Raw genomic sequence first — 23,162 nt, 5'->3', positions numbered from 1 at the left:
CGACAGTGCCACGTTCTCTGAAAAAAGGTCCTTTTATTGATCTTCACCTACTGAAGAAGATCGAAGTGGCGGCGGAAAAGAACGATCGCAAACCAGTTAAAACCTGGTCGCGCCGTTCCATGATCCTGCCACAAATGGTCGGTCTGACCATCGCGGTACACAACGGTCGCCAACACGTCCCAGTTCTCGTGAACGAAGACATGGTCGGCCATAAACTGGGCGAGTTCGCCGGTACCCGCACCTACCGCGGGCACGTGGCTGACAAGAAAGCCAAGCGTTAAGGGGTAAGGAAATGGAAGTAGCCGCTAAGTTGTCGGGCGCTCGCATCTCCGCCCAGAAAGCCCGCTTGGTCGCCGACCAGATCCGCGGGAAGAAGGTGGGCGAAGCGCTCAACCTGTTGGCCTTCAGCAGCAAGAAAGCCGCTGAAATCATGAAGAAAGTCCTCGAGTCGGCCGTAGCCAACGCCGAGCATAACGAAGGCGCAGACGTTGATGACCTGAAGGTCTCCACCGTTTTCGTCAACGAAGGGCGTTCGCTGAAGCGTATCATGCCGCGTGCCAAAGGCCGCGCTGATCGCATCGTCAAGCGGTCTTGCCATATCACTGTCAAGGTTGCGGACAAGTAACGGAGTCGATCAGATGGGTCAGAAAGTACATCCCACTGGCATTCGCCTGGGAATCGTCAAGGAGCACACCTCCGTCTGGTATGCAGACGGTCGGACTTATGCGGACTATTTGCTCGCAGATCTGAACGTGCGTGAGTATCTCCAAGACAAACTAAAAAGCGCGTCCGTTAGCCGTATCGATATCCATCGTCCGGCCCAAACTGCACGCATCACCATCCACACCGCTCGTCCAGGTATCGTTATCGGGAAGAAAGGTGAGGATGTTGAAAAACTGCGTCAGGACCTGACCAAGCAAATGGGTGTGCCTGTGCACATCAATATCGAAGAGATCCGCAAGCCGGAACTCGACGGTATGCTGGTTGCTCAGAGCGTAGCTCAGCAGCTGGAGCGTCGTGTGATGTTCCGTCGCGCCATGAAGCGCGCTGTACAGAACGCCATGCGTATTGGTGCCAAAGGCATCAAAATCCAAGTGAGCGGTCGTCTCGGCGGTGCTGAAATCGCACGTACTGAATGGTATCGCGAAGGTCGTGTGCCACTGCACACCCTGCGTGCCGATATCGACTATGCCACCTACGAAGCTCACACCACTTATGGTGTGATCGGTGTCAAGGTTTGGATCTTCAAAGGCGAAGTTATCGGTGGTCGCCAAGAAGAACTGAAACCACAAGCACCAGCGCCTCGTAAAAAAGCTGCTAAGTAAGGGGTACGCCAAATGTTGCAACCAAAGCGTACAAAATTCCGCAAGCAGATGACCGGCCACAACCGTGGTCTGGCACTGCGCGGTAGCAAAGTCAGCTTCGGCGAATTTGCTCTGAAAGCTGTTGCTCGCGGTCGTCTCACCGCTCGCCAGATCGAGTCGGCACGTCGTGCTCTGACTCGTCACGTAAAACGTGGCGGCAAGATCTGGATCCGTGTATTCCCGGACAAGCCGATCTCCAAGAAGCCTCTCGAAGTGCGGATGGGTAAAGGTAAGGGTTCCGTGGAGTACTGGGTTGCCCAGATCCAGCCAGGCAAAGTCCTGTACGAGATCGAGGGTGTTTCTGAAGAGCTGGCGCGTGAGGCATTCGCCTTGGCGGCTGCAAAGCTGCCTCTCGCCACCTCCTTTGTTAAGCGGACGGTGATGTGATGAAAGCGAATGAACTTCGTGACAAATCAGCACAGCAACTGAACGAGCAACTGCTCGGCTTGCTGCGCGACCAGTTCAATCTGCGCATGCAGAAAGCAACTGGCCAGTTGGGGCAGTCGCACCTGCTCTCGCAAGTTAAGCGTGACATCGCTCGCGTGAAAACTGTGCTCAACCAGCAGGCAGGTAAGTGATCATGGCTGAAGCTGAAAAAACCGTCCGTACGCTGACTGGCCGTGTCGTCAGCGACAAAATGGACAAGACCATCACCGTACTGATCGAGCGTCGCGTTAAGCACCCGATCTACGGTAAATACGTTAAGCGTTCGACTAAGCTGCACGCGCACGACGAAACCAATCAGTGCCACATCGGCGACAAGGTCTCCATTCGCGAGACCCGTCCGCTGGCCAAGACCAAGTCCTGGGCACTGGTTGAAGTTCTCGAACGCGCTGTTGAAGTCTAAGGGCTAAGGGTCGGAGAAATTTTATGATTCAGACTCAATCCATGCTCGATGTGGCCGATAACAGCGGCGCTCGTCGCGTCATGTGCATCAAGGTGCTCGGCGGTTCCCACCGTCGTTACGCCGGTATCGGTGACATCATCAAAGTAACCGTCAAGGAAGCAATTCCTCGCGGTAAAGTGAAAAAGGGCCAGGTGATGACTGCTGTTGTAGTCCGCACCCGTCACGGCGTTCGCCGTGCCGATGGTTCGATTATCCGCTTTGATGGCAACGCTGCTGTTCTGTTGAACAACAAGCAAGAGCCAATCGGCACCCGTATCTTTGGGCCAGTGACCCGTGAACTTCGTACTGAGAAGTTCATGAAGATCGTCTCGCTCGCCCCAGAAGTGCTGTAAGGAGATCCGACATGCAAAAGATTCGTCGTGACGACGAGATCATCGTGATCGCCGGCAAAGACAAAGGTAAGCGCGGTAAGGTGCTGAAGGTGCTCGCTGATGACCGTCTGGTCGTTGGTGGGATCAACCTGGTGAAGCGTCATACCAAGCCTAACCCTATGTCGGGCGTACAAGGCGGTATCGTCGAGAAAGAAGCGCCACTGCACGCTTCCAACGTCGCCATTTTCAACGGCGAAACCAACAAGGCTGACCGCGTTGGTTTCAAAGTAGAAGAAGGCAAAAAAATTCGTGTCTTCAAGTCGACCCAAAAAGCGGTTGATGCTTGAACACTGCTAGGTAGAAGACCATGGCACGACTGAAAGAGATTTATCGGAAGGAAATCGCTCCCAAGCTTAAGGAAGAACTTAAGCTGGCGAACGTGATGGAAGTTCCGCGCGTTACCAAAATCACCCTGAACATGGGTCTGGGCGAAGCGATCGGCGACAAAAAAGTCATCGAGCACGCTGTTGCTGACCTGGAAAAGATCACCGGTCAAAAAGCCGTTGTGACTTTCGCACGGAAATCCATCGCGGGCTTCAAAGTCCGTGAGGGCTGGCCGATTGGCGTTAAAGTTACTCTGCGCCGCGATCGTATGTACGAATTCCTGGACCGCCTGCTGGCGATCTCCCTGCCTCGGGTTCGCGACTTCCGCGGCCTGAATGCCAAGTCCTTCGATGGTCGTGGCAACTACAGCATGGGCGTGAAAGAGCAGATCATCTTCCCGGAAATCGATTACGACAAGATCGATGCTCTCCGCGGTCTGGACATTACCCTGACCACTACTGCTCGTACGGATGACGAAGGTCGCGCCCTGCTGCGTGCTTTCAAATTCCCGTTCCGCAACTGATTGGAGTAGGAAAATGGCCAAGAAGAGCATGAAAAACCGCGAGCTGAAGCGTCAGCTCACGGTTGCTAAATACGCCAAGAAGCGTGCTGAGCTCAAAGCTACCATCGTTAATCTGAATGCAACTCCAGAAGAGCGTTGGGCAGCAGCTGTAGCTCTGCAGAAGCAGCCACGTGACGCAAGCGCCTCGCGCATGCGTAACCGCTGCCGCATCACCGGCCGTCCACACGGCGTTTACCGCAAGTTCGGCCTGGGCCGTAACAAGCTGCGTGAAGCAGCAATGCGCGGTGACGTTCCAGGTCTGGTTAAAGCCAGCTGGTAAGACGTGCCGACAGTGTCCTGGCGGAGGAGGAGCAATCTTCCGACCGCCGGTGACCTGGCAACGAAACAAGCCCCTTATGGGGCTTGTTTCGTTTCTGGGATGTGTCTAGAATGACCGGCTCACCTGAGCCCGGGTTTTTCCTGGGTCGTTCGGGTGTCTGTAGTAGCCGAAAGGCTAATTATTCTTGTATCAGGAGCGTCTAGCCCATGAGTATGCAGGACCCGTTAGCGGACATGCTAACTCGAATCCGTAATGCCCAGATGGCTGAAAAGTCCGTCGTAAGCATGCCTTCTTCTACCCTGAAGGTGGCTGTAGCCAAAGTTCTGAAAGACGAAGGTTACATCGCGGGTTACCAGGTCAGCAGCGAAGTTAAACCGTCGCTGTCCATCGAGCTGAAATACTTCGAAGGCCGTCCAGTCATCGAAGAAGTCAAGCGCGTAAGTCGTCCAGGCCTGCGTCAGTACAAGTCCGTCGAAGAACTGCCGAAAGTACGTGGCGGTCTGGGCGTGTCTATCGTCTCCACCAACAAAGGTGTGATGACTGATCGTGCTGCGCGCGCTGCCGGTGTCGGCGGCGAAGTTCTCTGCACTGTGTTCTAAGGGGGGATAAGCATGTCTCGCGTCGCTAAGAACCCCGTAAAGCTGCCAGCAGGCGTCGAAGTTAAGTTCGCCGGCCAACAGCTTTCGGTGAAGGGTGCCAAGGGCACTCTCGAACTGAATGTTCACTCGTCCGTAGAAGTCGTCGAAGAAGCCGGTGAGCTGCGTTTCGCTGCTCGCAATGGCGATCAACAGACTCGCGCCATGGCCGGTACTACCCGTGCTCTGGTTAACAACATGGTCCAGGGCGTAAGCCAAGGCTTCGAGCGTAAGCTCCAGCTGGTCGGTGTTGGTTACAAGGCTCAGGCCAAAGGCGAAGTGCTGTCCCTGGCTCTCGGTTTCTCCCACCCGGTTGATTATCAGCTGCCGCAAGGCGTCACTGCTGAGACCCCAAGCCAGACCGATATCCTGATCAAGGGCATCGATAAGCAACTGGTTGGTCAAGTGGCCGCTGAAATTCGCGATTTCCGTCCGCCAGAGCCTTACAAAGGTAAGGGTGTGCGTTACGCGGATGAAGTCGTCCGTCGTAAAGAAGCCAAGAAGAAGTAGGGCCTAGCAAATGACCGACAAAAAAGTTACTCGACTGCGTCGCGCTCGCAAAGCACGTCTGAAAATGCACGAGCTCGAAGCCGTGCGTCTCTGCGTGTTCCGCTCTTCGCAGCACATCTACGCCCAGGTCATTTCGGCCGACGGCAGCAAAGTCCTGGCCAGCGCCTCGACTTTGGACAAAGAACTGCGTGATGGCGCCACTGGCAACATCGACGCGGCCACTAAGGTTGGCAAGCTGGTTGCCGAGCGTGCGAAAGCCGCTGGCGTTTCTCAAGTTGCTTTCGACCGTTCTGGCTTCAAGTACCACGGCCGTGTCAAGGCACTGGCTGATGCTGCTCGTGAAGGCGGGCTGGAGTTCTAAGTTATGTCAAATAACGACCAAAAGCGCGACGAAGGCTACATCGAGAAGCTGGTTCAAGTTAACCGCGTAGCTAAAACCGTAAAAGGCGGCCGTATCTTCACTTTCACCGCGTTGACCGTGGTTGGTGATGGTAAAGGTCGTGTTGGCTTCGGCCGTGGCAAGTCGCGTGAAGTGCCTGCTGCGATCCAGAAGGCAATGGAAGCTGCTCGTCGCAACATGATTCAAGTGGACCTGAACGGCACCACTCTGCAGTACGCTACCAAGGCCGCCCACGGCGCCTCGAAGGTTTACATGCAGCCTGCCTCTAACGGTACCGGTATCATCGCTGGCGGCGCAATGCGTGCTGTCCTGGAAGTTGCTGGTGTTCAGAACGTTCTGGCCAAGTGCTACGGTTCGACCAACCCAGTGAACGTGGTTCATGCCACTTTCAAGGGTCTGAAAGCCATGCAATCTCCTGAGTCCATTGCCGCCAAGCGTGGCAAGAGTGTTGAGGAGATCATCTGATCATGGCTACCGTTAAAGTAACGTTGATCAAAAGTACCGCTGGCCGTCTGCCTAACCACAAACTGTGTGTTAAAGGCCTGGGTCTGCGTCGCATCGGTCACACTGTAGAAGTCCTGGATACTCCCGAGAACCGCGGGATGATCAACAAGGCTTACTACATGCTGCGCGTCGAGGGTTAATCGATGAAACTCAATGATCTGAGTCCAGCGCCGGGTTCCCGTCGCGAGAAGCATCGTCCGGGTCGTGGTATCGGTAGCGGTTTGGGTAAGACTGGTGGCCGTGGCCACAAAGGTCAGACCTCCCGTTCCGGTGGCACCATCGCTCCAGGCTTTGAAGGCGGTCAACAGCCGCTGCATCGTCGTCTGCCGAAGTTCGGCTTCGTTTCGCTGAAAGCCATGGACCGCGCAGAAGTGCGTCTGTCCGAGCTGGCTAAAGTGGAAGGCGACGTCGTCACCGTGCAATCCCTGAAGGATGCCAACGTGATTAACCAAAACGTACAGCGCGTGAAAATCATGCTGTCCGGTGAAGTTACTCGCGCAGTCACCATCAAGGGCGTCGCTGCCACCAAAGGTGCGCGTGCGGCTATCGAAGCAGCTGGCGGCAAGTTCGAGGAATAAATGGCTAAGCAAGGTGCTCTCTCTTCGCTCGGCAAGGGCGGGATGTCTGAACTCTGGGCTCGTCTGCGTTTTCTGTTCCTGGCGATTATCGTCTATCGGATCGGCGCACACATCCCTGTTCCAGGTATCAATCCGGACCGGCTGGCGGAACTGTTTCGACAGAATGAGGGGACCATTCTTAGCTTGTTCAACATGTTTTCCGGCGGCGCGCTGGAGCGGATGAGCATCTTTGCATTGGGGATCATGCCGTACATTTCGGCATCGATCATCATGCAGCTGATGACCACCGTCAGCCCGCAGCTGGAGCAGTTGAAGAAGGAAGGTGAATCTGGCCGTCGCAAGATTAGCCAGTACACCCGCTACGGCACCGTCGTTCTGGCGCTGGTTCAAGCTATTGGCATGTCCATTGGCTTGGCCGGTCAGGGCGTAGCGTTTTCTGCTGATTTTGGCTTCCATTTCGTTGCGGTCTCCACTTTTGTGGCGGGCGCGATGTTCATGATGTGGCTGGGTGAGCAGATCACGGAGCGCGGTGTCGGCAACGGTATCTCGATGTTGATCTTCGCGGGTATCGTTGCCGGTCTTCCGAGAGCAATCGGGCAGTCTTTCGAGTCTGCGCGTACGGGTGATATCAACATTATCGCCCTGATCGTTATCGGTCTTCTGGCAGTAGCGATCATCGGTTTTGTGGTGTTCATTGAGCGTGGTCAGCGTCGTATCGCCGTTCATTACGCCAAGCGTCAGCAGGGCCGTAAGGTCTTTGCTGCGCAGACCAGCCACCTGCCGTTGAAGGTGAACATGGCCGGGGTTATCCCAGCCATTTTCGCGAGCAGCATCTTGCTGTTCCCGGCTTCGCTGGGTGCCTGGTTCGGTCAGTCCGAAGGTATGGGCTGGCTGCAGGACATCTCGGAGTCGATCGCTCCTGGTCATCCATTGAATATTCTGCTGTTTAGTGCAGGGATCATTTTCTTCTGCTTCTTCTATACGGCGTTGATGTTCAATCCGAAAGACGTAGCGGAAAACCTGAAGAAGTCCGGTGCCTTTATTCCGGGCATCCGTCCAGGCGAGCAGTCGGCGCGCTACATTGATGGCGTTCTGACCCGTTTGACCATGTTCGGTGCTCTTTATATGACGGCCGTCTGCCTTCTGCCCCAGTTCCTGGTGGTGGCTGCAAACGTTCCGTTCTACCTTGGCGGGACCTCGTTGCTGATTGTGGTAGTGGTTGTGATGGACTTCATGTCCCAAGTACAATCGCACCTCGTTTCGCACCAGTACGAATCCCTGATGAAGAAAGCCAACCTGAAAGGCTACGGTGGCAGCGGTCTGCTGCGTTGATAGTCCCTTAAGGTTCGAGGAGTTGGTGATGAAAGTTCGTGCATCGGTGAAAAAGCTGTGCCGTAACTGCAAAATTATTCGCCGCGAAGGTGTCGTTCGAGTAATTTGCAGCGCGGAACCACGTCACAAACAGCGCCAAGGCTGAGTGTGATCTGTGCTTCAAGCCCAGCAGCTAGTGCGCTGCTGGGTTGATTATTTGTTTCTACAGCGATATTATCTCGCGCCCTATTTCTTGGCTTCCGGGGCGTAGGTAGCTGTCAATTGGAGTCCCACTGAATGGCCCGTATTGCAGGCGTCAACATTCCAGATAACAAGCACACTGTTATCTCGCTGACCTACATCTATGGTGTTGGTCGCACTACTGCACAGAAAATCTGTGCAGACACTGGGGTCAACCCAGCCGCAAAGATCAAAGATCTGAGCGACGAGCAGATTGAACAGCTGCGTAGCGAAGTTGCGAAGTTCACCACCGAAGGTGATCTGCGTCGCGACATCAACATGAAAATCAAGCGGTTGATGGACCTGGGCTGCTACCGCGGTCTGCGTCATCGTCGGGGTCTGCCAGTACGCGGTCAGCGTACCAAGACCAACGCGCGTACCCGTAAAGGTCCGCGTAAGCCGATCCGCAAGTAATCGCACCAGCGAATCGACAGGAAAATAGACATGGCAAAACCTGCTGCTCGTCCTCGTAAAAAAGTCAAAAAGACAGTGGTTGATGGGATCGCCCACATCCACGCGTCTTTCAACAACACCATCGTGACCATCACCGATCGTCAAGGTAACGCACTGTCGTGGGCTACCTCCGGCGGTTCGGGTTTCCGTGGTTCGCGCAAATCCACCCCGTTCGCGGCCCAAGTTGCTGCAGAGCGTGCTGGTCAAGCTGCGCTGGAGTACGGTCTGAAAAACCTCGACGTTAACGTCAAGGGTCCAGGTCCAGGTCGTGAGTCCGCTGTTCGTGCTTTGAACAGCTGTGGCTATAAGATCGCCAGCATCACCGACGTGACGCCAATCCCGCACAACGGGTGCCGTCCGCCGAAGAAGCGCCGCGTGTAATCAGGAGACAGATAAATGGCACGTTACATTGGTCCAAAATGCAAACTGTCTCGTCGTGAAGGCACTGATCTGTTCCTGAAGAGCGGCGTTCGCGCTCTGGAATCGAAGTGCAACATCGAAGCAGCCCCAGGTATTCACGGTCAGCGTCGTGGTCGTCAGTCCGACTACGGCACCCAGCTGCGTGAGAAGCAAAAAGTCCGTCGTATCTACGGCGTTCTCGAGCGTCAGTTCAGCGGTTACTACAAGGAAGCAGCCTCCAAGAAGGGTGCTACCGGCGAGAACCTGCTGCAACTGCTCGAGTGCCGTCTGGACAACGTCGTTTATCGTATGGGCTTTGGCGCTACTCGTGCCGAATCCCGTCAGCTGGTTTCGCATAAAGCGATCAGCATCAACGGCAAGACTGTAAACGTTCCGTCCTACCAAGTTCGTCCGGGTGACGTGGTCGCAGTTCGCGAGAAATCGTTGAACCAGCTGCGCATTGTTCAAGCCCTTGAACTGTGCGCCCAGCGTGGCCGCGTTGAGTGGGTAGAAGTAGATGCTGCTAAAAAATCCGGTGTTTTCAAGAACGTCCCGGCTCGCAGCGACCTGTCTGCCGACATCAACGAAAACCTGATTGTCGAGCTCTACTCCAAGTAAGGGCTAGAAAATAGGTGCATCCATGCAGATTTCGGTAAATGAGTTTCTGACGCCCCGCCACATTGATGTGCAGGTCGTCAGTCCAACCCGCGCCAAGATCACGCTCGAGCCTCTCGAGCGTGGCTTCGGCCATACCCTGGGCAACGCGCTGCGTCGCATCCTGTTGTCCTCTATGCCTGGCTGTGCAGTAGTCGAGGCCGAAATTGACGGCGTACTCCATGAGTACTCGGCAATTGAAGGTGTACAGGAAGATGTTATTGAGATCCTGTTGAACCTGAAAGGCCTGGCTATCAAACTGCATGGTCGTGACGAAGTTACGCTGACCTTGTCGAAAAAGGGTTCGGGGGTGGTTACCGCTGCCGATATTCAGCTGGATCATGATGTCGAGATCGTTAACCCCGATCACGTAATCGCTAACCTGGCGTCTAACGGCGCTTTGAACATGAAGCTCACCGTAGCTCGTGGTCGTGGTTATGAGCCGGCCGATTCGCGTCAGAGCGATGAAGACGAGAGCCGCAGCATTGGTCGCTTGCAGCTTGACGCTTCGTTCAGCCCGGTTCGCCGTATCGCCTACGTGGTGGAAAACGCCCGTGTCGAGCAGCGTACCAACCTGGATAAGCTGGTTATCGATCTGGAAACCAACGGTACTCTGGATCCTGAAGAGGCAATCCGTCGTGCAGCAACCATTCTGCAACAGCAGTTGGCTGCGTTCGTCGACCTCAAAGGTGACAGTGAGCCTGTGGTAGTGGAGCAGGAAGACGAGATCGATCCGATCCTGCTTCGCCCGGTTGACGATCTGGAATTGACCGTACGTTCGGCCAACTGCCTGAAGGCGGAGAACATCTACTACATCGGTGATCTGATTCAGCGCACCGAAGTAGAGCTGTTGAAAACTCCGAACCTGGGTAAGAAGTCCCTGACTGAAATCAAGGACGTTCTGGCTTCCCGTGGTCTGTCCCTCGGCATGCGCCTCGACAACTGGCCGCCTGCAAGTCTTAAGAAAGACGACAAGGCGACTGCCTGATCGTCGTAATCACCGAACGTAAGTTTGGTAAGGAATGAACCATGCGTCATCGTAAAAGTGGTCGTCACCTGAGCCGCACCAGCGCGCACCGCAAAGCCATGTTCCAAAACATGGCGGTGTCGCTGTTCGAGCACGAGCTGATCAAAACTACCCTGCCTAAAGCCAAGGAACTGCGCCGCGTTGCCGAGCCGCTGATCACCCTGGCCAAGGAAGACAGCGTAGCTAACCGTCGTCTGGCCTTCGACCGTACTCGTTCGAAAGCCATCGTTGGTAAGCTGTTCAACGATCTGGGCAAGCGCTATGCCACCCGTCAGGGCGGCTACCTGCGTATCCTCAAGTGCGGTTTCCGCGCTGGCGATAACGCACCTATGGCGTACGTCGAGCTGGTTGATCGTCCTGTCGGTGGCGTAGTAGAAGCTGCTGAGTAAGACGAACAGTCTGAAACAAGGAACCGGGCCTAGTGCCCGGTTTTTTGTTTTCATTGTGATTGAAATAAGCTATTGATCTTGATCAATTAATGAATTTGATCGTGTCGTCTTCATGCTCAATACTCCCTCTCAGCCGACTAGCCGGCAGCATTATTCTGAAAAGGGAGAGAGCATGAGCCAGAACAAGACACTGACCACCGCCAGCGGTGCTCCGGTTGCCGATAACCAGAACTCGCGTTCTGCCGGCCCACGTGGTCCGCTGCTGCTGGAAGATTTTCACCTGATTGAAAAGCTCGCGCACTTCAACCGTGAGAACATTCCGGAGCGTCGTGTACATGCTAAAGGCTCGGGCGCTTATGGCACCTTCACCGTCACCCGGGATATCAGCCAATACACCAGTGCCAAACTGTTCGAGGCAGTAGGCAAGCAGACGCCAACGTTCCTGCGATTCTCTACGGTGGGCGGCGAGCGGGGCTCTGCCGATACCGAGCGCGATCCTCGTGGGTTTGCCGTGAAGTTCTACACCGAGGAAGGTAACTGGGACATTGTGGGCAACAACACGCCGGTTTTCTTCATTCGGGACCCGCTGAAGTTCCCCGACTTCATCCATACCCAGAAGCGCTTGCCACAAAGTAACCTGAAGAGCCCGCAGGCGATGTGGGACTTCTGGTCGCATTCGCCAGAGGCATTGCACCAGGTCACCATCCTGTTCTCTGATCGGGGCATTCCGGATGGCTACCGTCATATGCACGGCTTTGGTAGCCATACCTTCAGCCTGATCAACGCGGCTGGTGTGCGTCATTGGGTCAAGTGGCACTTCAAGACCAAGCAAGGTATCAAGAACCTGGCGCCGGCCGAGGCGACTCGCCTTGCTGGCACCGATCCGGACTACGCCCAGCGGGATCTGTTCGAGGCGATTGAACGAGGCGACTTCCCTAAATGGAGTGTCTGTATCCAGGTCATGACCGAGGATCAGGCCGCTGCGCACAGCGATAACCCATTCGATGTCACCAAGACCTGGTCGCAGAAGGCGTTCCCGCTGATTGAAGTGGGTGAGCTTGAGCTCAATCGTAACCCGCTGAACTACTTTGCCGAGGTTGAGCAGGCGGCTTTCGCGCCGAGCAATCAGGTGCCGGGTGTTGGCCTATCGCCAGACCGTATGCTGCAGGGGCGTGTGTTCGCTTATGCCGATGCTCACCGCTACCGTGTAGGGACCAACCATCAGCAGTTGCCTGTTAACGCTCCGAAGAGCCCTGTGAACAGTTACCAGCGTGATGGTGCGATGGCCCTGGGCAGTAATGGCGGAGCAGCACCGAACTATGAGCCAAACAGCTACAGCAACGCCCCCAAGCAGGCGCCTCAGTACGCCGAACCAGCGCTTGCACTCAATGGCGCTGCGGACCGTTACGATCATCGTGAGGATGGTGACTACTACAGCTATGCCGGTGCCCTGTTCCGTTTGATGAACAGTGAACAGAAAGCGCTGCTGATCAGTAATATCGCGGGCGCGATGAAGGGTGTGTCGCAGGATGTTGTTCAACGTCAGTTGCAGCACTTCCTCAAGGCTGATGCGGCCTACGGTGAAGGTGTCGCCAAGGCGTTGGGGGTCAAACTGGCATAAGTCGAAGTGATAAGCAGAACCGCCCGCATTAGGGCGGTTTTTCAATGCAATTGACTACTGTTTGCGCCCCTTTTTACCTGATTTTACGTTAATCGCAGTGACCTCTCCGTCATCCTGGTTCACACTGTCACTTTCACTTAGGGAGAAGCAGGGCGATGCAAGGTCACCCGGACGTAATCGACTACCTCAACACGTTGCTGACGGGAGAACTGGCGGCACGTGATCAGTATTTCATCCACTCGCGCATGTATGAAGACTGGGGCTTGAGCAAGCTCTACGAGCGTATCAACCATGAGATGGAAGAAGAGGCACAACACGCTGACGCCCTGATTCGCCGTATTCTCATGCTTGAAGGCACACCGCGTATGCGTCCTGACGATCTGGACATAGGTGCTACCGTGCCGGATATGTTCGCAGCCGATTTGCGCCTCGAGTACAAAGTCCGTGCAGCACTGTGCAAAGGCATCGAGTTGTGCGAACTGCATAAGGACTACATCAGCCGCGATATCTTGCGTGCGCAACTGGCTGACACCGAGGAAGATCACACCTACTGGCTGGAGAAGCAGTTGGGCCTGATCAAGTCCATCGGCCTGGAAAACTACCTTCAATCGCAGATGTAGTTTGCGAAGCTGCAAAAAAGCCCCTGCCGTTTGCGCGGCAGGGGCTTTTTCATGGGCGTCAGGCCCTGTCGCGCAGTAACAACGGTTTTAGGTAATGACCTGTGTGCGACTGCTCCATCTCCGAGACCTCTTCAGGCGTCCCGCAGGCGATGATCTGGCCTCCTCGGGAGCCACCCTCCGGGCCGAGATCGACCAGCCAGTCGGCCGTCTTGATCACATCCAGGTTGTGTTCGATCACTACCACGGTGTTGCCGTGGTCACGAAGCCTGTGCAGCACATCGAGCAACTGCTGAATATCGGCGAAGTGCAAACCGGTAGTCGGCTCATCGAGGATGTACAGCGTCTTGCCAGTATCGCGCTTGGACAGTTCGCGCGACAGCTTCACCCGCTGAGCCTCACCACCGGACAAGGTGGTCGCAGATTGCCCCAGCTTGATGTAGGAGAGCCCCACGTCCATCAGCGTTTGCAGCTTGCGCGCCAGCGCCGGTACCGCATCGAAGAACTCCCGCGCTTCCTCGATGGTCATCTCAAGAACTTCGTGGATGTTCTTGCCCTTGTATTTGATCTCCAGGGTTTCGCGGTTGTAGCGTTTGCTCTTGCAGACATCGCACGGCACATAGATGTCAGGTAGAAAGTGCATCTCGACTTTGATCAGGCCATCGCCCTGGCACGCTTCACAGCGTCCGCCCTTGACGTTGAAGGAGAAGCGTCCCGGGCCATAGCCGCGTGAGCGCGACTCCGGCACGCCGGAGAACAGTTCACGAATCGGTGTGAACAGGCCGGTATACGTGGCCGGGTTGGAGCGCGGCGTGCGACCGATCGGGCTTTGATCGATGTCCACGACCTTGTCTAGGTGCTGCAGGCCATCACAACTGCTATGCGGTGCCGCTTCGAGGCTGGTCGCACCATTAAGGGCGGTCGCGGCCAAGGGGAACAGCGTGTTGTTGATCAGGGTTGACTTGCCTGAGCCGGAAACGCCGGTCACGCAGGTCAGCAGGCCAATCGGAATCTCCAGGTCAACGTTCTGCAGGTTGTTGCCGCGCGCGCCCTTGAGCTTCAGTGAGCGCTTCTTGTCACGCGGCGTGCGGGTGGCCGGTACGGCAATTTTGACCCGGCCCGAGAGGTATTTACCGGTCAGCGAATCAGGGTGTGCCATTACCTCGGCGGGCGTGCCTTCGGCGACGATTTGTCCACCGTGTACGCCAGCACCAGGCCCAATATCCACCACATAGTCAGCCAGACGAATGGCATCCTCGTCATGTTCCACCACGATCACGGTGTTGCCGATATCGCGCAGGTGGTTGAGGGTCGCCAGGAGACGGTCGTTGTCCCGTTGATGCAGGCCGATGGACGGCTCGTCGAGGATATACATCACCCCGACCAACCCGGCACCGATCTGGCTGGCTAGCCGAATACGCTGTGCTTCGCCGCCCGACAGGGTGTCGGCACTACGGTCTAGCGTCAGGTAATCCAGGCCCACGTTCACCAGGAACTGCAGGCGCTCACAGATTTCCTTGAGGATCTTGTCGGCGATTTCACCGCGTCGCCCGGTCAGCTTCAGGCCGCCGAAGTACTCGCTGGCATCGCCGATTGGCAGGCTGGTAACGGCTGGCAGGGTTTTCTCGCCAACCCATACGTGCCGTGCTTCGCGTCGCAACCGTGTGCCGCGGCAGTCAGGGCAGGGCTGAGTGCTGAGGAACTTGGCCAACTCTTCGCGGACGGTGGCCGATTCGGTTTCCCGGTAGCGGCGCTCCAGGTTCGGCACGATGCCTTCGAAGGGGTGTGACCGCTTGACGATATCGCCGCGGTCGTTGAGGTACTTGAAGTCGACATTCTGGTTGCCGCTGCCGTGCAGAATGACCTTCTGCTGGTCAGCTGGCAGCTCGCCGAAGGGCACCTCGAGACTGAACCCATAGTGCGCGGCCAAGGAGCCAAGCATCTGGAAGTAGTAGACGTTACGTCGGTCCCAGCCGCGTATCGCGCCCTCTGCCAAGGTCAGTTCATTGTTGACCAGGCGTTTGACATCGAAGAACTGTTTCACGCCGAGGCCGTCGCAGGTTGGACATGCGCCGGCGGGGTTGTTGAAGGAAAACAGCTTAGGTTCCAGTTCGCTGATGGCATGGCCGCAGATCGGGCAGGCGAAGCGGGCGGAGAAGATCAGCTCTTCGCCGGGCTCTTCATCCATTGGCGCAACCAGGGCGATGCCATCGGCCAGCTTCAGAGCCGTTTCGAAGGACTCCGCCAGGCGTTGCTGCAGGTCCTCGCGAACCTTGAAGCGATCGACCACCACTTCGATGGTGTGCTTCTTCTGTTTGTCCAGCTTGGGCAGTTCGTCGAGCTCGAACAGCTTGCCGTTGACCCGGGCGCGGACAAAGCCCTGAGCGCGCAACTCCTCGAAGATCGCCAGGTGTTCGCCCTTGCGCTCTCGAATCACCGGTGCCAGCAGCATCAGCTTGCTACCTTCAGGCTGCGCCAACACCAGATCGACCATCTGGCTGACGGTCTGTGCTTCCAGCGGAATGTCGTGGTCCGGGCAGCGTGGCGTACCAACACGTGCGTAAAGCAGGCGCAGGTAGTCGTAGATTTCGGTGATGGTACCGACAGTCGAGCGCGGGTTGTGCGAGGTCGACTTCTGCTCGATGGAAATTGCTGGCGATAGGCCTTCAATGGTGTCGACGTCGGGCTTTTCCATCATTGATAGGAACTGTCGGGCATAGGCCGACAGCGATTCGACATAACGCCGCTGGCCTTCGGCATAGAGGGTGTCGAACGCCAACGACGACTTTCCAGAGCCAGACAGGCCGGTGATGACGATCAGCTTGTCCCGGGGCAGGGTCAGGTCGATGTTCTTAAGGTTGTGGGTTCGTGCCCCACGAATCAGGATCTTGTCCACTGCGGCCTCGCTTGGCGGGCATAAACCGGTGAGTATAAGGCTGCATGCCAGCACGCGGCAAAGCGTCACGTATATGCTGACAATCGATCGGGCTGGTAGAATCGCCGCCGGTTCACACGAGGTTTATCCATGCACGATCCCCACAGCGAACGCATGAGTGGTAGCGAGACTCGCGCCGCAAGCGGCCTGGCACTGGTGTTCGCATTCCGTATGCTAGGCATGTTCATGGTGTTGCCGGTTCTGGCGACCTATGGCATGGACCTGGCCGGCGCCACGCCGGCACTGATTGGCCTGGCCATTGGCGCCTATGGCCTGACCCAGGCATTCCTGCAGATCCCGTTCGGGGTCATTTCCGATCGGATTGGTCGGCGTCCGGTTATTTACCTGGGCCTGGTCATCTTTGCCCTGGGGAGTGTGTTGGCGGCCAACGCCGACAGCATTTGGGGCGTGATTGCCGGGCGCGTACTGCAAGGCGCTGGTGCTATTTCGGCGGCAGTCATGGCGCTGCTGTCGGATTTGACCCGTGAGCAACATCGAACCAAGGCCATGGCCATGATTGGCATGAGTATCGGCTTGTCCTTTGCGGTGGCCATGGTGGTAGGGCCCTTGCTGACGCGGGCCTTTGGCTTGTCGGGGTTGTTTCTGGCCACAGCGGCGATGGCGCTTGTCGGCATCGCGCTGATCGCGTTCGTCGTTCCAGCCTCCCACGGCGCCTTGCAGCACCGTGAGTCGGGTGTGGCGAAACAGGCACTTGGCCCGACCTTGCGGCACCCTGATCTGTTGCGTCTGGATGTCGGTATCTTTGTTCTGCACGCCATCCTGATGGCCAGTTTCGTGGCCTTGCCGCTGGCGCTCGTCGAGCGTGGCGGCTTGCCGAAGGAGGAGCACTGGTGGGTGTACCTGACGGCCCTGCTCATTTCATTCTTCGCAATGATTCCGTTCATCATCTACGGAGAAAAAAAGCGCAAGATGAAGCGTGTGTTGCTCGGGGCGGTGAGTGTATTGATGCTCACTGAACTATTCTTCTGGGTATCGGCAGACAACTTGCAAGAACTGGTGATCGGCACCGTGATATTCTTCACCGCCTTCAACCTGTTGGAGGCGTCGTTGCCTTCGCTGGTAAGCAAGGTGTCGCCTGCCGGTGGCAAGGGAACTGCAATGGGGGTTTACTCCACCAGTCAGTTCCTGGGTGCCGCGCTAGGGGGAATTATCGGTGGCTGGTTGTTCCAGCACGGTGGCTTGAGCATGGTCTTCCTCGGATGTGCGTTGCTCTGTGCCCTGTGGTGGGTGGTTGCGGTAGGCATGCGCGAGCCGCCGTACGTGACCAGCCTGCGCATGCCGCTGTCGGCTGAGGCCGTCCGTGAAGCGGGGCTGACCGAGCGGCTTATGGCCGTCCCGGGTGTGACCGACGCAGTGGTGGTGGCAGATGAAGCCGCCATCTATATCAAACTGGATACAAAAATTTTGGATCGTTCGACCCTGGAGCGCCTGGTCAATCCGGCATCCGCGGCGTGCGAAGCCTAGGAGAACGTTATGGCCCGTGGGGTTAACAAAGTCATATTGGTCGGTACTTGCGGCCAGGATCCCGAAGTCCGCTACCTGCCCAACGGTAACGCCGTGACCAACCTGAGCCTGGCGACCAGCGAGCAGTGGACCGACAAGCAAACCGGTCAGAAGGTCGAGCGCACCGAGTGGCACCGCGTATCGATGTTCGGCAAGGTTGCCGAGATCGCTGGCGAATACCTGCGTAAGGGTTCCCAGGTCTACATCGAGGGCAAGCTGCAAACCCGCGAGTGGGAAAAAGACGGCATCAAGCGTTATACCACCGAGATCATCGTCGACATGCAGGGCACCATGCAGCTGCTCGGCGGTCGTCCGCAGAACCAGGACGGTGCTCCGCAGGGTGGTGGTAACAACTACAACCAGGCACCGCGTCAGCAGGCGCCACGCCCACAGCAGGCACCACAGCGTCCAGCTCCGCAACAGCCAGCACCACAGCCGGCTCCGGACTTCGACAGCTTTGATGATGATATTCCGTTCTAACGGATGAGGTTAAATGTAAAGATTCTATTGGGCGTTACCCGGTGTGGCGTCCTGTAGGGCCAGCATTAAGCTTCAGAATAAAAACCCTGATCGCCATGAGGCGGCCAGGGTTTTTTATTGGTCGGTAGAAATGCCGCTATGTTTTAAGTTTGTCATAGATCTGCTTTTCTTTTTTGTGTGTAGGAGGCTTCTGAGAATTATTATTTAGTAATTTTTCTCGGGCATTAATTGCATGCTCTGTTAATTTTTCACTGAGCGCGCTATGCGATTTTTCCTATTACATGATGTACCCGGTTTGGGTTGCGGGCCGAGGTGTTTCCCCCGCGCTACCGGCAGGAGGGCAGGAGGGCAGTTGAAGACCATAGAGCAACCCCGGTGTTGCTGGAAAGGTTGCCGGAAGAGGCAAGGGTAGAGGGATTTGAATCGGCGTATCATGATTATTATGAACGTTACAGTGATCCTTTCGACTATTTGAGCTTTATAGGTTGGGCGATTCTGGTAGTCGGTCTTCTCATATTGATGCTTGGGCCGCAGTCGCTATCGGTCAGCGCGTTTGGTGGGCCAAATTTTTTTGAGATGATGGTATTAAGCCCCGGGCCGAGTTACGCGCTATCCCACATTTAAAAGCAGCAGTTGATGCCCGCAGCGTTGCTTCTGGTTTCGCTCTGGCGCCAGCACGTCATGATGGGCCCTGACGCAAACGTTGCAGCTCGCCCGCACACAAAAAACAAACCCCGATAAGCGCTAAGGCTTGTCGGGGTTGTTAGCAACCTGAGGTGGCTATCGTCGTAACCGTTTACGCGCTAGATCACAGAACGAAGTCGGTCGCCGCCAGGGTCGTCACTCCTGTGAGCTTGATGGCGAACTCGGCGTCGCTGTCTGTATCGGTGTTGCCGTACAGCACACTGTCCTGCAGCCTCAGTTGCCCGGCGGCAGTAAAGGCAGTTGTATTGCCGATGAACGAGAATGCCTCGTTACTGTAGGTTGTGTAGGTTATGGCATCCAATGTCGACAGATCGATTTTGTCCTGCCCTCGAAAAAAATCAGTGATGACATCAGCGGTCGAGCTGGTTATTCCCATCTCCTGTAGCGAGTTGAAGTCGAAGGTATCGTTGCCAGTGCCACCAGTGAGTGAGTCTTGGCCGGCACCACCGATAAGGGTGTCGTTGCCGGCACCGCCGTTGAGCACGTTGGCGGCGCTGTTGCCGCTCAGTATGTTGGCCAGTTCATTGCCTGTTCCGTTGATAGTCGTTGTGCCCGTAAGGACTAGGTTCTCAACGTTGGCGCTCAGTCCATAGCTGACCGAGCTGGTTACGGTATCGGTACCAGCGCCTGAGTACTCGATTACGCGATCACCTGCGCTATCAACGATGTAGGTGTCATTGCCACGTCCACCCAGCATTCTGTCGGCACCCGTTCCGCCGGAAATCACGTTGTTTCCGCTATTGCCTACGAGCTGGTTGTCCAGTGCGTTCCCAGTGGCATCGATATGTCCGGAGCCAGTGAGTGTCAGGTTTTCGACGTTGGCCGAGAGCGTATAGCTACCCGTGCTGATGACCAGGTCGGTTCCGCCCGCGACGGCTTCAACCACGACGTCCCGGCTGTCTTGAACGTAGTAGGTATCGTTGCCAGCCAAGCCTTCCAGGCGATTGGTGAGTCCGTTACCGATCAAGGTATCGTTGTAAAGACTACCTATGGCGTTCTCGATCCGGGCCTCGGTAATCTGACTCATGCCATCGGTCACGGCCTCAACCAGATTGGAACTGTCCGTCGCCAGCGTCACGACTGTGCCGAAACCCAACTGCTTTACAAGGTCGTTGTAGTAGGTTTCGTTACCTGCAGTGACTGCAAATACCGGCACTATTCCACTTGCCAGCAGCTTTGTCTTGAGTAGCTCAACTGTCGGGTAGTCTTCGACCTCCAGTACGGCATCACCATCATTGGCAACGTAGGATGAATCGCCTGCCTTGTGATAGTTGGCGTCGGTCATCACGATCGCAACGCGGAAAGAGTCGGTGCGAAAACCCAGTTCGGTCTGACGAACAGCCGCTTGCATCAGGGCTTCAATTTGCGCCTCGGGAGTGTCACCACCGTTTCCAATGGTCAATGTATTGAGTGCGTTGATCAGGCTGGTTTGATTGGCGGTCATCGCCAGATCAGTGCGATAAACGTATTCGCCCTTGTCGATGAAGGAGGCCAGACCGAAGCGGTTGTCTGCTTGAACTCCAGACAGTGCGGACACCACTTGTGGTACTAGCGTTTTCACCTTGGTAACGTCATCGCTAAACGAGCCAGAGGCGTCTTGCAGGAATAGTACGTCGAGTGCTGTGTCTACAGTGCCTCCAGAGGCAAGCGTCACCATCCGTCCATCAATATTGCTGGTGCTTCCGGGCGTCAGATCGATGGTTACACCGCCTGTGGCTCCCGAAGCATCCAGTGTGTCAATGCCGATTGAGTCTTCAATCAGAATCGACCCAGCGTTGCCGGCAACAACGTAAGTATCGTCACCCGCGCCACCGCTCAGCGTGTCATCGCCGATAGCATCTACCAAACGATCATTGCCTGCATCACCATAGAGTTGGTCATTGCCTGCGCCGCCAATCAGCATGTCATTGCCGTCGCCACCACGAAGGGTATTGGCATTGCCATCACCCGTCAGGCGATCGTTGTGCTGGCTCCCAGAAAGGTTTTCAATGTTGCTCAGCGTGTCAGTACCTGAGCCGCCAGTAACCTGGTTCGTGCCATTGACGGTGACCGTGACGCCCGCGATAGCGCTGGCGTAGTTGACGGTGTCTTCACCGCTACCGCCATTGATAATGCTGTTACCGACGTTGGCGGAGATCTCATTATTCAACGCATTGCCGGTGCCGCTCATGGTTCCGGTGCCGACCAGTTTCAGGTTTTCGATGGCCGTGCGAGTGACCAGCGAAAAGTTGGACATGCTTTGCACGGTATCCACACCTGATGTGTCGATGATGATGTCGGTATCCGTGTCGACAATATAGAGGTCGTCACCGTCACCACCATTGAGTGTGTCAATTCCGCCTCCACCATTGAGTGTGTCGTTGCCAGCAAGGCCGCTCAGGGTATTGTTGCTGGCGTTGCCCACGAGCGAGTTGTTTCCAGCATTGCCTGTGCCGATTGCAGCTGCCCCCGCCAGGGTCAGGTTTTCCAGGTAGGCCCCTAGCGTGTGATTCAGATGACTTATCACGGTGTCGGCACCACCCGTACTGCCTTCGGTGATGACATCGCCGCTGTCACGTACGATGTACGTATCGTTGCCTGCACCCCCTATCATGATGTCTGCACCTGCACCGCCATCAATGATGTTGGCTGCGGCATTACCCACGATAGTGTTTGCAAGGGCGTTGCCAGTGCCATTGATGGCGGCAGTCCCAGTCAGTGTCAGGTTTTCGATAGCTGCATACGCGGCCAGGCTGAGCGTGGCAGAGGACTCAATGCGGTCTGTGCCCGCGCTATCAATGATGCTGTCGGTCGTCGTATCTACGATGTATACATCATTACCATTGCCGCCATTCAATGTGTCGACGCCGCCCGCGCCGTTGAGAATATCGTTGCCATCCCCGCCGTTTAGCGTGTTGTTGGACGCATTGCCGATCAATGTATTGGCATTGACATTACCGGTCGCACTCAGCGCTGTGCCGGTCAGCGTGATGTTTTCGACATTCTGCAGCGTTGCAATACTGAAATTGACGCTGCTCTTGACCGTATCAATGCCTTCATTAGCGTTCTCGGTTATCGTGTCGCTGACCGAATCGACGACATAAATGTCATTACCGAGACCGCCCATCATTTTGTCATTTGCCACGCCCCCATCAAGTGTGTCACTGCCTGCGCCACCGATCAGGGTATCGTTGCCGCCCCCGCCGATTAGGGTGTCGTTACCGCCATTGCCTGTGAGCGTGTTAGCCGCAGTGTTCCCAGTAATGATGTTGTCGCGTTCGTTGCCGGTACCGTTGATGACGGAAGTACCCGTCAGTGTGAGGTTGGCCTGATACGCTGCAAGCGTTTTGGTTTCGCTGCTGGAAATATCCTGGGTGAAGTTGATAAGACCGTTCAGTTCGGTCGGGGTCATGCCTGCTAGGTAGGTGTTGTTTGTCAGGCCAGCGAGCGAACTGCCAATCGCTTTTGCGCCAACAGCATCGGTGGCCAGTGCATAAAAATGCATGACCACCTTGGTTTCACCAGCCGCCAACGTAATGTTGTAGGAGGTCTGCGGCCGATCAGCGCTGCCGTATTGCTCGCTCGTGGCGTTTGGCGAGCCAGCGCCTCCGGAAACCACATGGACAAGTTGTGTGGCGGTGCTGTTGGTACGGTTGCCGACGGCGAACCAGTCATCAGCAGTATTGCGTACAGTGTCGCCGCTGCTGGTGGCTGTTATGACAGTGTTGCTATCGTAGTAAACGTCGTCAGCCAGTTGAAGGTTGACCGACTGGGCGGAAGCGCCTGTATTTTTTACGACTTCCAGTGTGCGGACAAAACCATCGCCGATATAGGTACTGCGCGTAATGGTAATGCCAGAAGTAGAGTGTGTTGCGGTGACCGTCTGTGTACTGGCTGAACTACTTGTTGTGGACCATGGCAAGTAGGCAGAAGACGTTGAGCCACCAATGTAAAGCGCTATATTGCTACCGTCCAACGTATTGCCGTAGGTACCTGATTTGGTAGCCTTGGTCAAATTTCCAGCGTTGTCCACAGCCCATGCGTTTCCTGAGGCGTCCGTATAGTTCAATGCCATTGCTGATGCTCCTTGCTATTGTGTGTTGTTCAGAACGTGTGGGGTTTAGTTCTTGAACTTAATGAGGTGCCAGATCGTGTCGCGCTGCTTCAGTTAAACCCTGTTGAACGCCATTTAACGTGGCATTGAACTTATGTTTAGGTGCCATGTTTGCGGATGCAGCATACCCTGTTCTACCGCCTCAGCAATCACGATTGAAGGCAATTTGCTATCAGTTGTTCATGGTGCTTGTGGATATCGACTTCGACCCGCGCGTCACTCAAACCACGCTGAGGGGGCGGGTTGACCAGTATCGCTAACGGATGCAGGTTGATCTCG

At 56.0% G+C, this 23,162-nt stretch carries 29 protein-coding genes; 27 read left to right on the top strand and 2 right to left on the bottom strand.

Going from position 1 to position 23,162, the window contains the following annotated elements; translation table 11 throughout:
- Window positions 1-5: 5 nt before the first annotated feature.
- From rpsS to bfr, 25 genes are all read left to right on the top strand, one after another.
- Window positions 6-281, top strand: a complete 276-nt coding sequence (rpsS, locus tag UIA24_RS10380; protein WP_002555486.1) for a 30S ribosomal protein S19 — start codon at window positions 6-8, stop codon at window positions 279-281.
- A gap of 11 nt (window positions 282-292) precedes the next feature.
- Window positions 293-625: a 50S ribosomal protein L22 gene (gene rplV / locus UIA24_RS10375; RefSeq protein ID WP_003103908.1), complete on the top strand. Its 333-nt coding sequence runs from the start codon at window positions 293-295 to the stop codon at window positions 623-625.
- 13 nt (window positions 626-638) lie between these two features.
- Window positions 639-1,325, top strand: a complete 687-nt coding sequence (rpsC, locus tag UIA24_RS10370) for a 30S ribosomal protein S3 (RefSeq protein ID WP_010220308.1) — start codon at window positions 639-641, stop codon at window positions 1,323-1,325.
- A gap of 12 nt (window positions 1,326-1,337) precedes the next feature.
- Window positions 1,338-1,751, top strand: a complete 414-nt coding sequence (gene rplP / locus UIA24_RS10365; RefSeq protein ID WP_003255479.1) for a 50S ribosomal protein L16 — start codon at window positions 1,338-1,340, stop codon at window positions 1,749-1,751.
- A complete protein-coding gene (gene rpmC, locus UIA24_RS10360; RefSeq protein WP_065759204.1) occupies window positions 1,751-1,942 on the top strand; it encodes a 50S ribosomal protein L29 in 192 nt (63 codons plus the stop codon). Before rplP ends, rpmC begins: the two co-directional genes overlap by 1 nt.
- Before the next feature lie 2 nt (window positions 1,943-1,944).
- Window positions 1,945-2,211, top strand: a complete 267-nt coding sequence (gene rpsQ / locus UIA24_RS10355; protein ID WP_008374160.1) for a 30S ribosomal protein S17 — start codon at window positions 1,945-1,947, stop codon at window positions 2,209-2,211.
- A gap of 23 nt (window positions 2,212-2,234) precedes the next feature.
- Window positions 2,235-2,603: a 50S ribosomal protein L14 gene (gene rplN / locus UIA24_RS10350; RefSeq protein WP_002555479.1), complete on the top strand. Its 369-nt coding sequence runs from the start codon at window positions 2,235-2,237 to the stop codon at window positions 2,601-2,603.
- Window positions 2,604-2,614: 11 nt separating this feature from the next.
- Complete coding sequence (gene rplX, locus UIA24_RS10345; RefSeq protein ID WP_008374158.1) at window positions 2,615-2,929, top strand: 50S ribosomal protein L24; 315 nt, start codon at window positions 2,615-2,617, stop codon at window positions 2,927-2,929.
- A 20-nt stretch (window positions 2,930-2,949) separates the two neighbouring features.
- Complete coding sequence (rplE, locus tag UIA24_RS10340; protein ID WP_009397500.1) at window positions 2,950-3,489, top strand: 50S ribosomal protein L5; 540 nt, start codon at window positions 2,950-2,952, stop codon at window positions 3,487-3,489.
- A 13-nt stretch (window positions 3,490-3,502) separates the two neighbouring features.
- Complete coding sequence (gene rpsN, locus UIA24_RS10335; RefSeq protein ID WP_065759203.1) at window positions 3,503-3,808, top strand: 30S ribosomal protein S14; 306 nt, start codon at window positions 3,503-3,505, stop codon at window positions 3,806-3,808.
- A 206-nt stretch (window positions 3,809-4,014) separates the two neighbouring features.
- Complete coding sequence (rpsH, locus tag UIA24_RS10330) at window positions 4,015-4,407, top strand: 30S ribosomal protein S8 (RefSeq protein WP_010220313.1); 393 nt, start codon at window positions 4,015-4,017, stop codon at window positions 4,405-4,407.
- Window positions 4,408-4,419: 12 nt separating this feature from the next.
- Window positions 4,420-4,953, top strand: a complete 534-nt coding sequence (gene rplF, locus UIA24_RS10325; protein ID WP_065759202.1) for a 50S ribosomal protein L6 — start codon at window positions 4,420-4,422, stop codon at window positions 4,951-4,953.
- A 10-nt stretch (window positions 4,954-4,963) separates the two neighbouring features.
- The gene (gene rplR / locus UIA24_RS10320) at window positions 4,964-5,314 is read left to right on the top strand and encodes a 50S ribosomal protein L18 (protein WP_011531893.1); all 351 of its coding nucleotides are present in this window, start codon (window positions 4,964-4,966) and stop codon (window positions 5,312-5,314) included.
- 3 nt (window positions 5,315-5,317) lie between these two features.
- A complete protein-coding gene (gene rpsE / locus UIA24_RS10315; protein WP_065759201.1) occupies window positions 5,318-5,818 on the top strand; it encodes a 30S ribosomal protein S5 in 501 nt (166 codons plus the stop codon).
- Between the two features lie 2 nt (window positions 5,819-5,820).
- The gene (gene rpmD / locus UIA24_RS10310; protein ID WP_010220317.1) at window positions 5,821-5,997 is read left to right on the top strand and encodes a 50S ribosomal protein L30; all 177 of its coding nucleotides are present in this window, start codon (window positions 5,821-5,823) and stop codon (window positions 5,995-5,997) included.
- 3 nt (window positions 5,998-6,000) lie between these two features.
- On the top strand, window positions 6,001-6,435 hold the full coding sequence (gene rplO / locus UIA24_RS10305; protein ID WP_065759200.1) for a 50S ribosomal protein L15: 435 nt from the start codon (window positions 6,001-6,003) through the stop codon (window positions 6,433-6,435).
- Entirely contained in the window at window positions 6,436-7,767 is a 1,332-nt protein-coding gene (secY, locus tag UIA24_RS10300; protein ID WP_065759199.1) for a preprotein translocase subunit SecY, read from the top strand.
- 28 nt (window positions 7,768-7,795) lie between these two features.
- Window positions 7,796-7,912, top strand: coding sequence for a 50S ribosomal protein L36 (gene rpmJ, locus UIA24_RS10295; RefSeq protein ID WP_002555468.1), 117 nt, complete (start codon window positions 7,796-7,798; stop codon window positions 7,910-7,912).
- 131 nt (window positions 7,913-8,043) lie between these two features.
- Window positions 8,044-8,400: a 30S ribosomal protein S13 gene (rpsM, locus tag UIA24_RS10290; RefSeq protein ID WP_095159996.1), complete on the top strand. Its 357-nt coding sequence runs from the start codon at window positions 8,044-8,046 to the stop codon at window positions 8,398-8,400.
- Between the two features lie 30 nt (window positions 8,401-8,430).
- Window positions 8,431-8,820 carry a 30S ribosomal protein S11 gene (gene rpsK / locus UIA24_RS10285; RefSeq protein WP_065759197.1) on the top strand — a complete coding sequence of 130 codons (390 nt, stop codon included), beginning with the start codon at window positions 8,431-8,433 and terminating at the stop codon, window positions 8,818-8,820.
- A 15-nt stretch (window positions 8,821-8,835) separates the two neighbouring features.
- Window positions 8,836-9,456 carry a 30S ribosomal protein S4 gene (gene rpsD / locus UIA24_RS10280; protein WP_065759196.1) on the top strand — a complete coding sequence of 207 codons (621 nt, stop codon included), beginning with the start codon at window positions 8,836-8,838 and terminating at the stop codon, window positions 9,454-9,456.
- Window positions 9,457-9,478: 22 nt separating this feature from the next.
- The gene (locus tag UIA24_RS10275) at window positions 9,479-10,480 is read left to right on the top strand and encodes a DNA-directed RNA polymerase subunit alpha (protein WP_017901544.1); all 1,002 of its coding nucleotides are present in this window, start codon (window positions 9,479-9,481) and stop codon (window positions 10,478-10,480) included.
- 41 nt (window positions 10,481-10,521) lie between these two features.
- Entirely contained in the window at window positions 10,522-10,908 is a 387-nt protein-coding gene (rplQ, locus tag UIA24_RS10270; RefSeq protein WP_065759195.1) for a 50S ribosomal protein L17, read from the top strand.
- A 172-nt stretch (window positions 10,909-11,080) separates the two neighbouring features.
- Window positions 11,081-12,529 (top strand): catalase, encoded by a 1,449-nt coding sequence (locus UIA24_RS10265; protein ID WP_330522803.1) that lies wholly within the window; start codon window positions 11,081-11,083, stop codon window positions 12,527-12,529.
- Window positions 12,530-12,684: 155 nt separating this feature from the next.
- Complete coding sequence (gene bfr, locus UIA24_RS10260) at window positions 12,685-13,149, top strand: bacterioferritin (protein WP_065759193.1); 465 nt, start codon at window positions 12,685-12,687, stop codon at window positions 13,147-13,149.
- A 58-nt stretch (window positions 13,150-13,207) separates the two neighbouring features.
- On the opposite strand, the gene uvrA is transcribed toward bfr, so the two are convergent.
- A complete protein-coding gene (uvrA, locus tag UIA24_RS10255) occupies window positions 13,208-16,042 on the bottom strand; it encodes an excinuclease ABC subunit UvrA (RefSeq protein ID WP_065759192.1) in 2,835 nt (944 codons plus the stop codon).
- Between the two features lie 129 nt (window positions 16,043-16,171).
- On the opposite strand from uvrA, the gene UIA24_RS10250 reads away from it, so the two are divergent.
- Window positions 16,172-17,566: an MFS transporter gene (locus tag UIA24_RS10250; RefSeq protein ID WP_102051725.1), complete on the top strand. Its 1,395-nt coding sequence runs from the start codon at window positions 16,172-16,174 to the stop codon at window positions 17,564-17,566.
- Window positions 17,567-17,575: 9 nt separating this feature from the next.
- A complete protein-coding gene (locus UIA24_RS10245; RefSeq protein WP_065759190.1) occupies window positions 17,576-18,085 on the top strand; it encodes a single-stranded DNA-binding protein in 510 nt (169 codons plus the stop codon).
- 808 nt (window positions 18,086-18,893) lie between these two features.
- On the opposite strand, the gene UIA24_RS10240 is transcribed toward UIA24_RS10245, so the two are convergent.
- On the bottom strand, window positions 18,894-22,844 hold the full coding sequence (locus UIA24_RS10240) for a M10 family metallopeptidase C-terminal domain-containing protein (protein WP_330522802.1): 3,951 nt from the start codon (window positions 22,842-22,844) through the stop codon (window positions 18,894-18,896).
- Window positions 22,845-23,162 lie beyond the last annotated feature (318 nt).

Source organism: Pseudomonas sp. AL 58 (assembly GCF_036348395.1).
GTDB lineage: Bacteria > Pseudomonadota > Gammaproteobacteria > Pseudomonadales > Pseudomonadaceae > Aquipseudomonas > Aquipseudomonas defluvii.
This window is presented reverse-complemented; position numbering and strand designations above follow the sequence as displayed.

Coding starts and splice junctions, on each gene's coding strand:
- rplV (WP_003103908.1), top strand. CDS start 293: ATGGAAGTAGCCGCTAAGTTGTCGGGCGCTCGCATCTCCGCCCAGAAA.
- rpsC (WP_010220308.1), top strand. CDS start 639: ATGGGTCAGAAAGTACATCCCACTGGCATTCGCCTGGGAATCGTCAAG.
- rplP (WP_003255479.1), top strand. CDS start 1,338: ATGTTGCAACCAAAGCGTACAAAATTCCGCAAGCAGATGACCGGCCAC.
- rpmC (WP_065759204.1), top strand. CDS start 1,751: ATGAAAGCGAATGAACTTCGTGACAAATCAGCACAGCAACTGAACGAG.
- rpsQ (WP_008374160.1), top strand. CDS start 1,945: ATGGCTGAAGCTGAAAAAACCGTCCGTACGCTGACTGGCCGTGTCGTC.
- rplN (WP_002555479.1), top strand. CDS start 2,235: ATGATTCAGACTCAATCCATGCTCGATGTGGCCGATAACAGCGGCGCT.
- rplX (WP_008374158.1), top strand. CDS start 2,615: ATGCAAAAGATTCGTCGTGACGACGAGATCATCGTGATCGCCGGCAAA.
- rplE (WP_009397500.1), top strand. CDS start 2,950: ATGGCACGACTGAAAGAGATTTATCGGAAGGAAATCGCTCCCAAGCTT.
- rpsN (WP_065759203.1), top strand. CDS start 3,503: ATGGCCAAGAAGAGCATGAAAAACCGCGAGCTGAAGCGTCAGCTCACG.
- rpsH (WP_010220313.1), top strand. CDS start 4,015: ATGAGTATGCAGGACCCGTTAGCGGACATGCTAACTCGAATCCGTAAT.
- rplF (WP_065759202.1), top strand. CDS start 4,420: ATGTCTCGCGTCGCTAAGAACCCCGTAAAGCTGCCAGCAGGCGTCGAA.
- rplR (WP_011531893.1), top strand. CDS start 4,964: ATGACCGACAAAAAAGTTACTCGACTGCGTCGCGCTCGCAAAGCACGT.
- rpsE (WP_065759201.1), top strand. CDS start 5,318: ATGTCAAATAACGACCAAAAGCGCGACGAAGGCTACATCGAGAAGCTG.
- rpmD (WP_010220317.1), top strand. CDS start 5,821: ATGGCTACCGTTAAAGTAACGTTGATCAAAAGTACCGCTGGCCGTCTG.
- rplO (WP_065759200.1), top strand. CDS start 6,001: ATGAAACTCAATGATCTGAGTCCAGCGCCGGGTTCCCGTCGCGAGAAG.
- secY (WP_065759199.1), top strand. CDS start 6,436: ATGGCTAAGCAAGGTGCTCTCTCTTCGCTCGGCAAGGGCGGGATGTCT.
- rpmJ (WP_002555468.1), top strand. CDS start 7,796: ATGAAAGTTCGTGCATCGGTGAAAAAGCTGTGCCGTAACTGCAAAATT.
- rpsM (WP_095159996.1), top strand. CDS start 8,044: ATGGCCCGTATTGCAGGCGTCAACATTCCAGATAACAAGCACACTGTT.
- rpsK (WP_065759197.1), top strand. CDS start 8,431: ATGGCAAAACCTGCTGCTCGTCCTCGTAAAAAAGTCAAAAAGACAGTG.
- rpsD (WP_065759196.1), top strand. CDS start 8,836: ATGGCACGTTACATTGGTCCAAAATGCAAACTGTCTCGTCGTGAAGGC.
- UIA24_RS10275 (WP_017901544.1), top strand. CDS start 9,479: ATGCAGATTTCGGTAAATGAGTTTCTGACGCCCCGCCACATTGATGTG.
- rplQ (WP_065759195.1), top strand. CDS start 10,522: ATGCGTCATCGTAAAAGTGGTCGTCACCTGAGCCGCACCAGCGCGCAC.
- UIA24_RS10265 (WP_330522803.1), top strand. CDS start 11,081: ATGAGCCAGAACAAGACACTGACCACCGCCAGCGGTGCTCCGGTTGCC.
- bfr (WP_065759193.1), top strand. CDS start 12,685: ATGCAAGGTCACCCGGACGTAATCGACTACCTCAACACGTTGCTGACG.
- UIA24_RS10250 (WP_102051725.1), top strand. CDS start 16,172: ATGCACGATCCCCACAGCGAACGCATGAGTGGTAGCGAGACTCGCGCC.
- UIA24_RS10245 (WP_065759190.1), top strand. CDS start 17,576: ATGGCCCGTGGGGTTAACAAAGTCATATTGGTCGGTACTTGCGGCCAG.
- UIA24_RS10240 (WP_330522802.1), bottom strand. CDS start 22,844: ATGGCATTGAACTATACGGACGCCTCAGGAAACGCATGGGCTGTGGAC.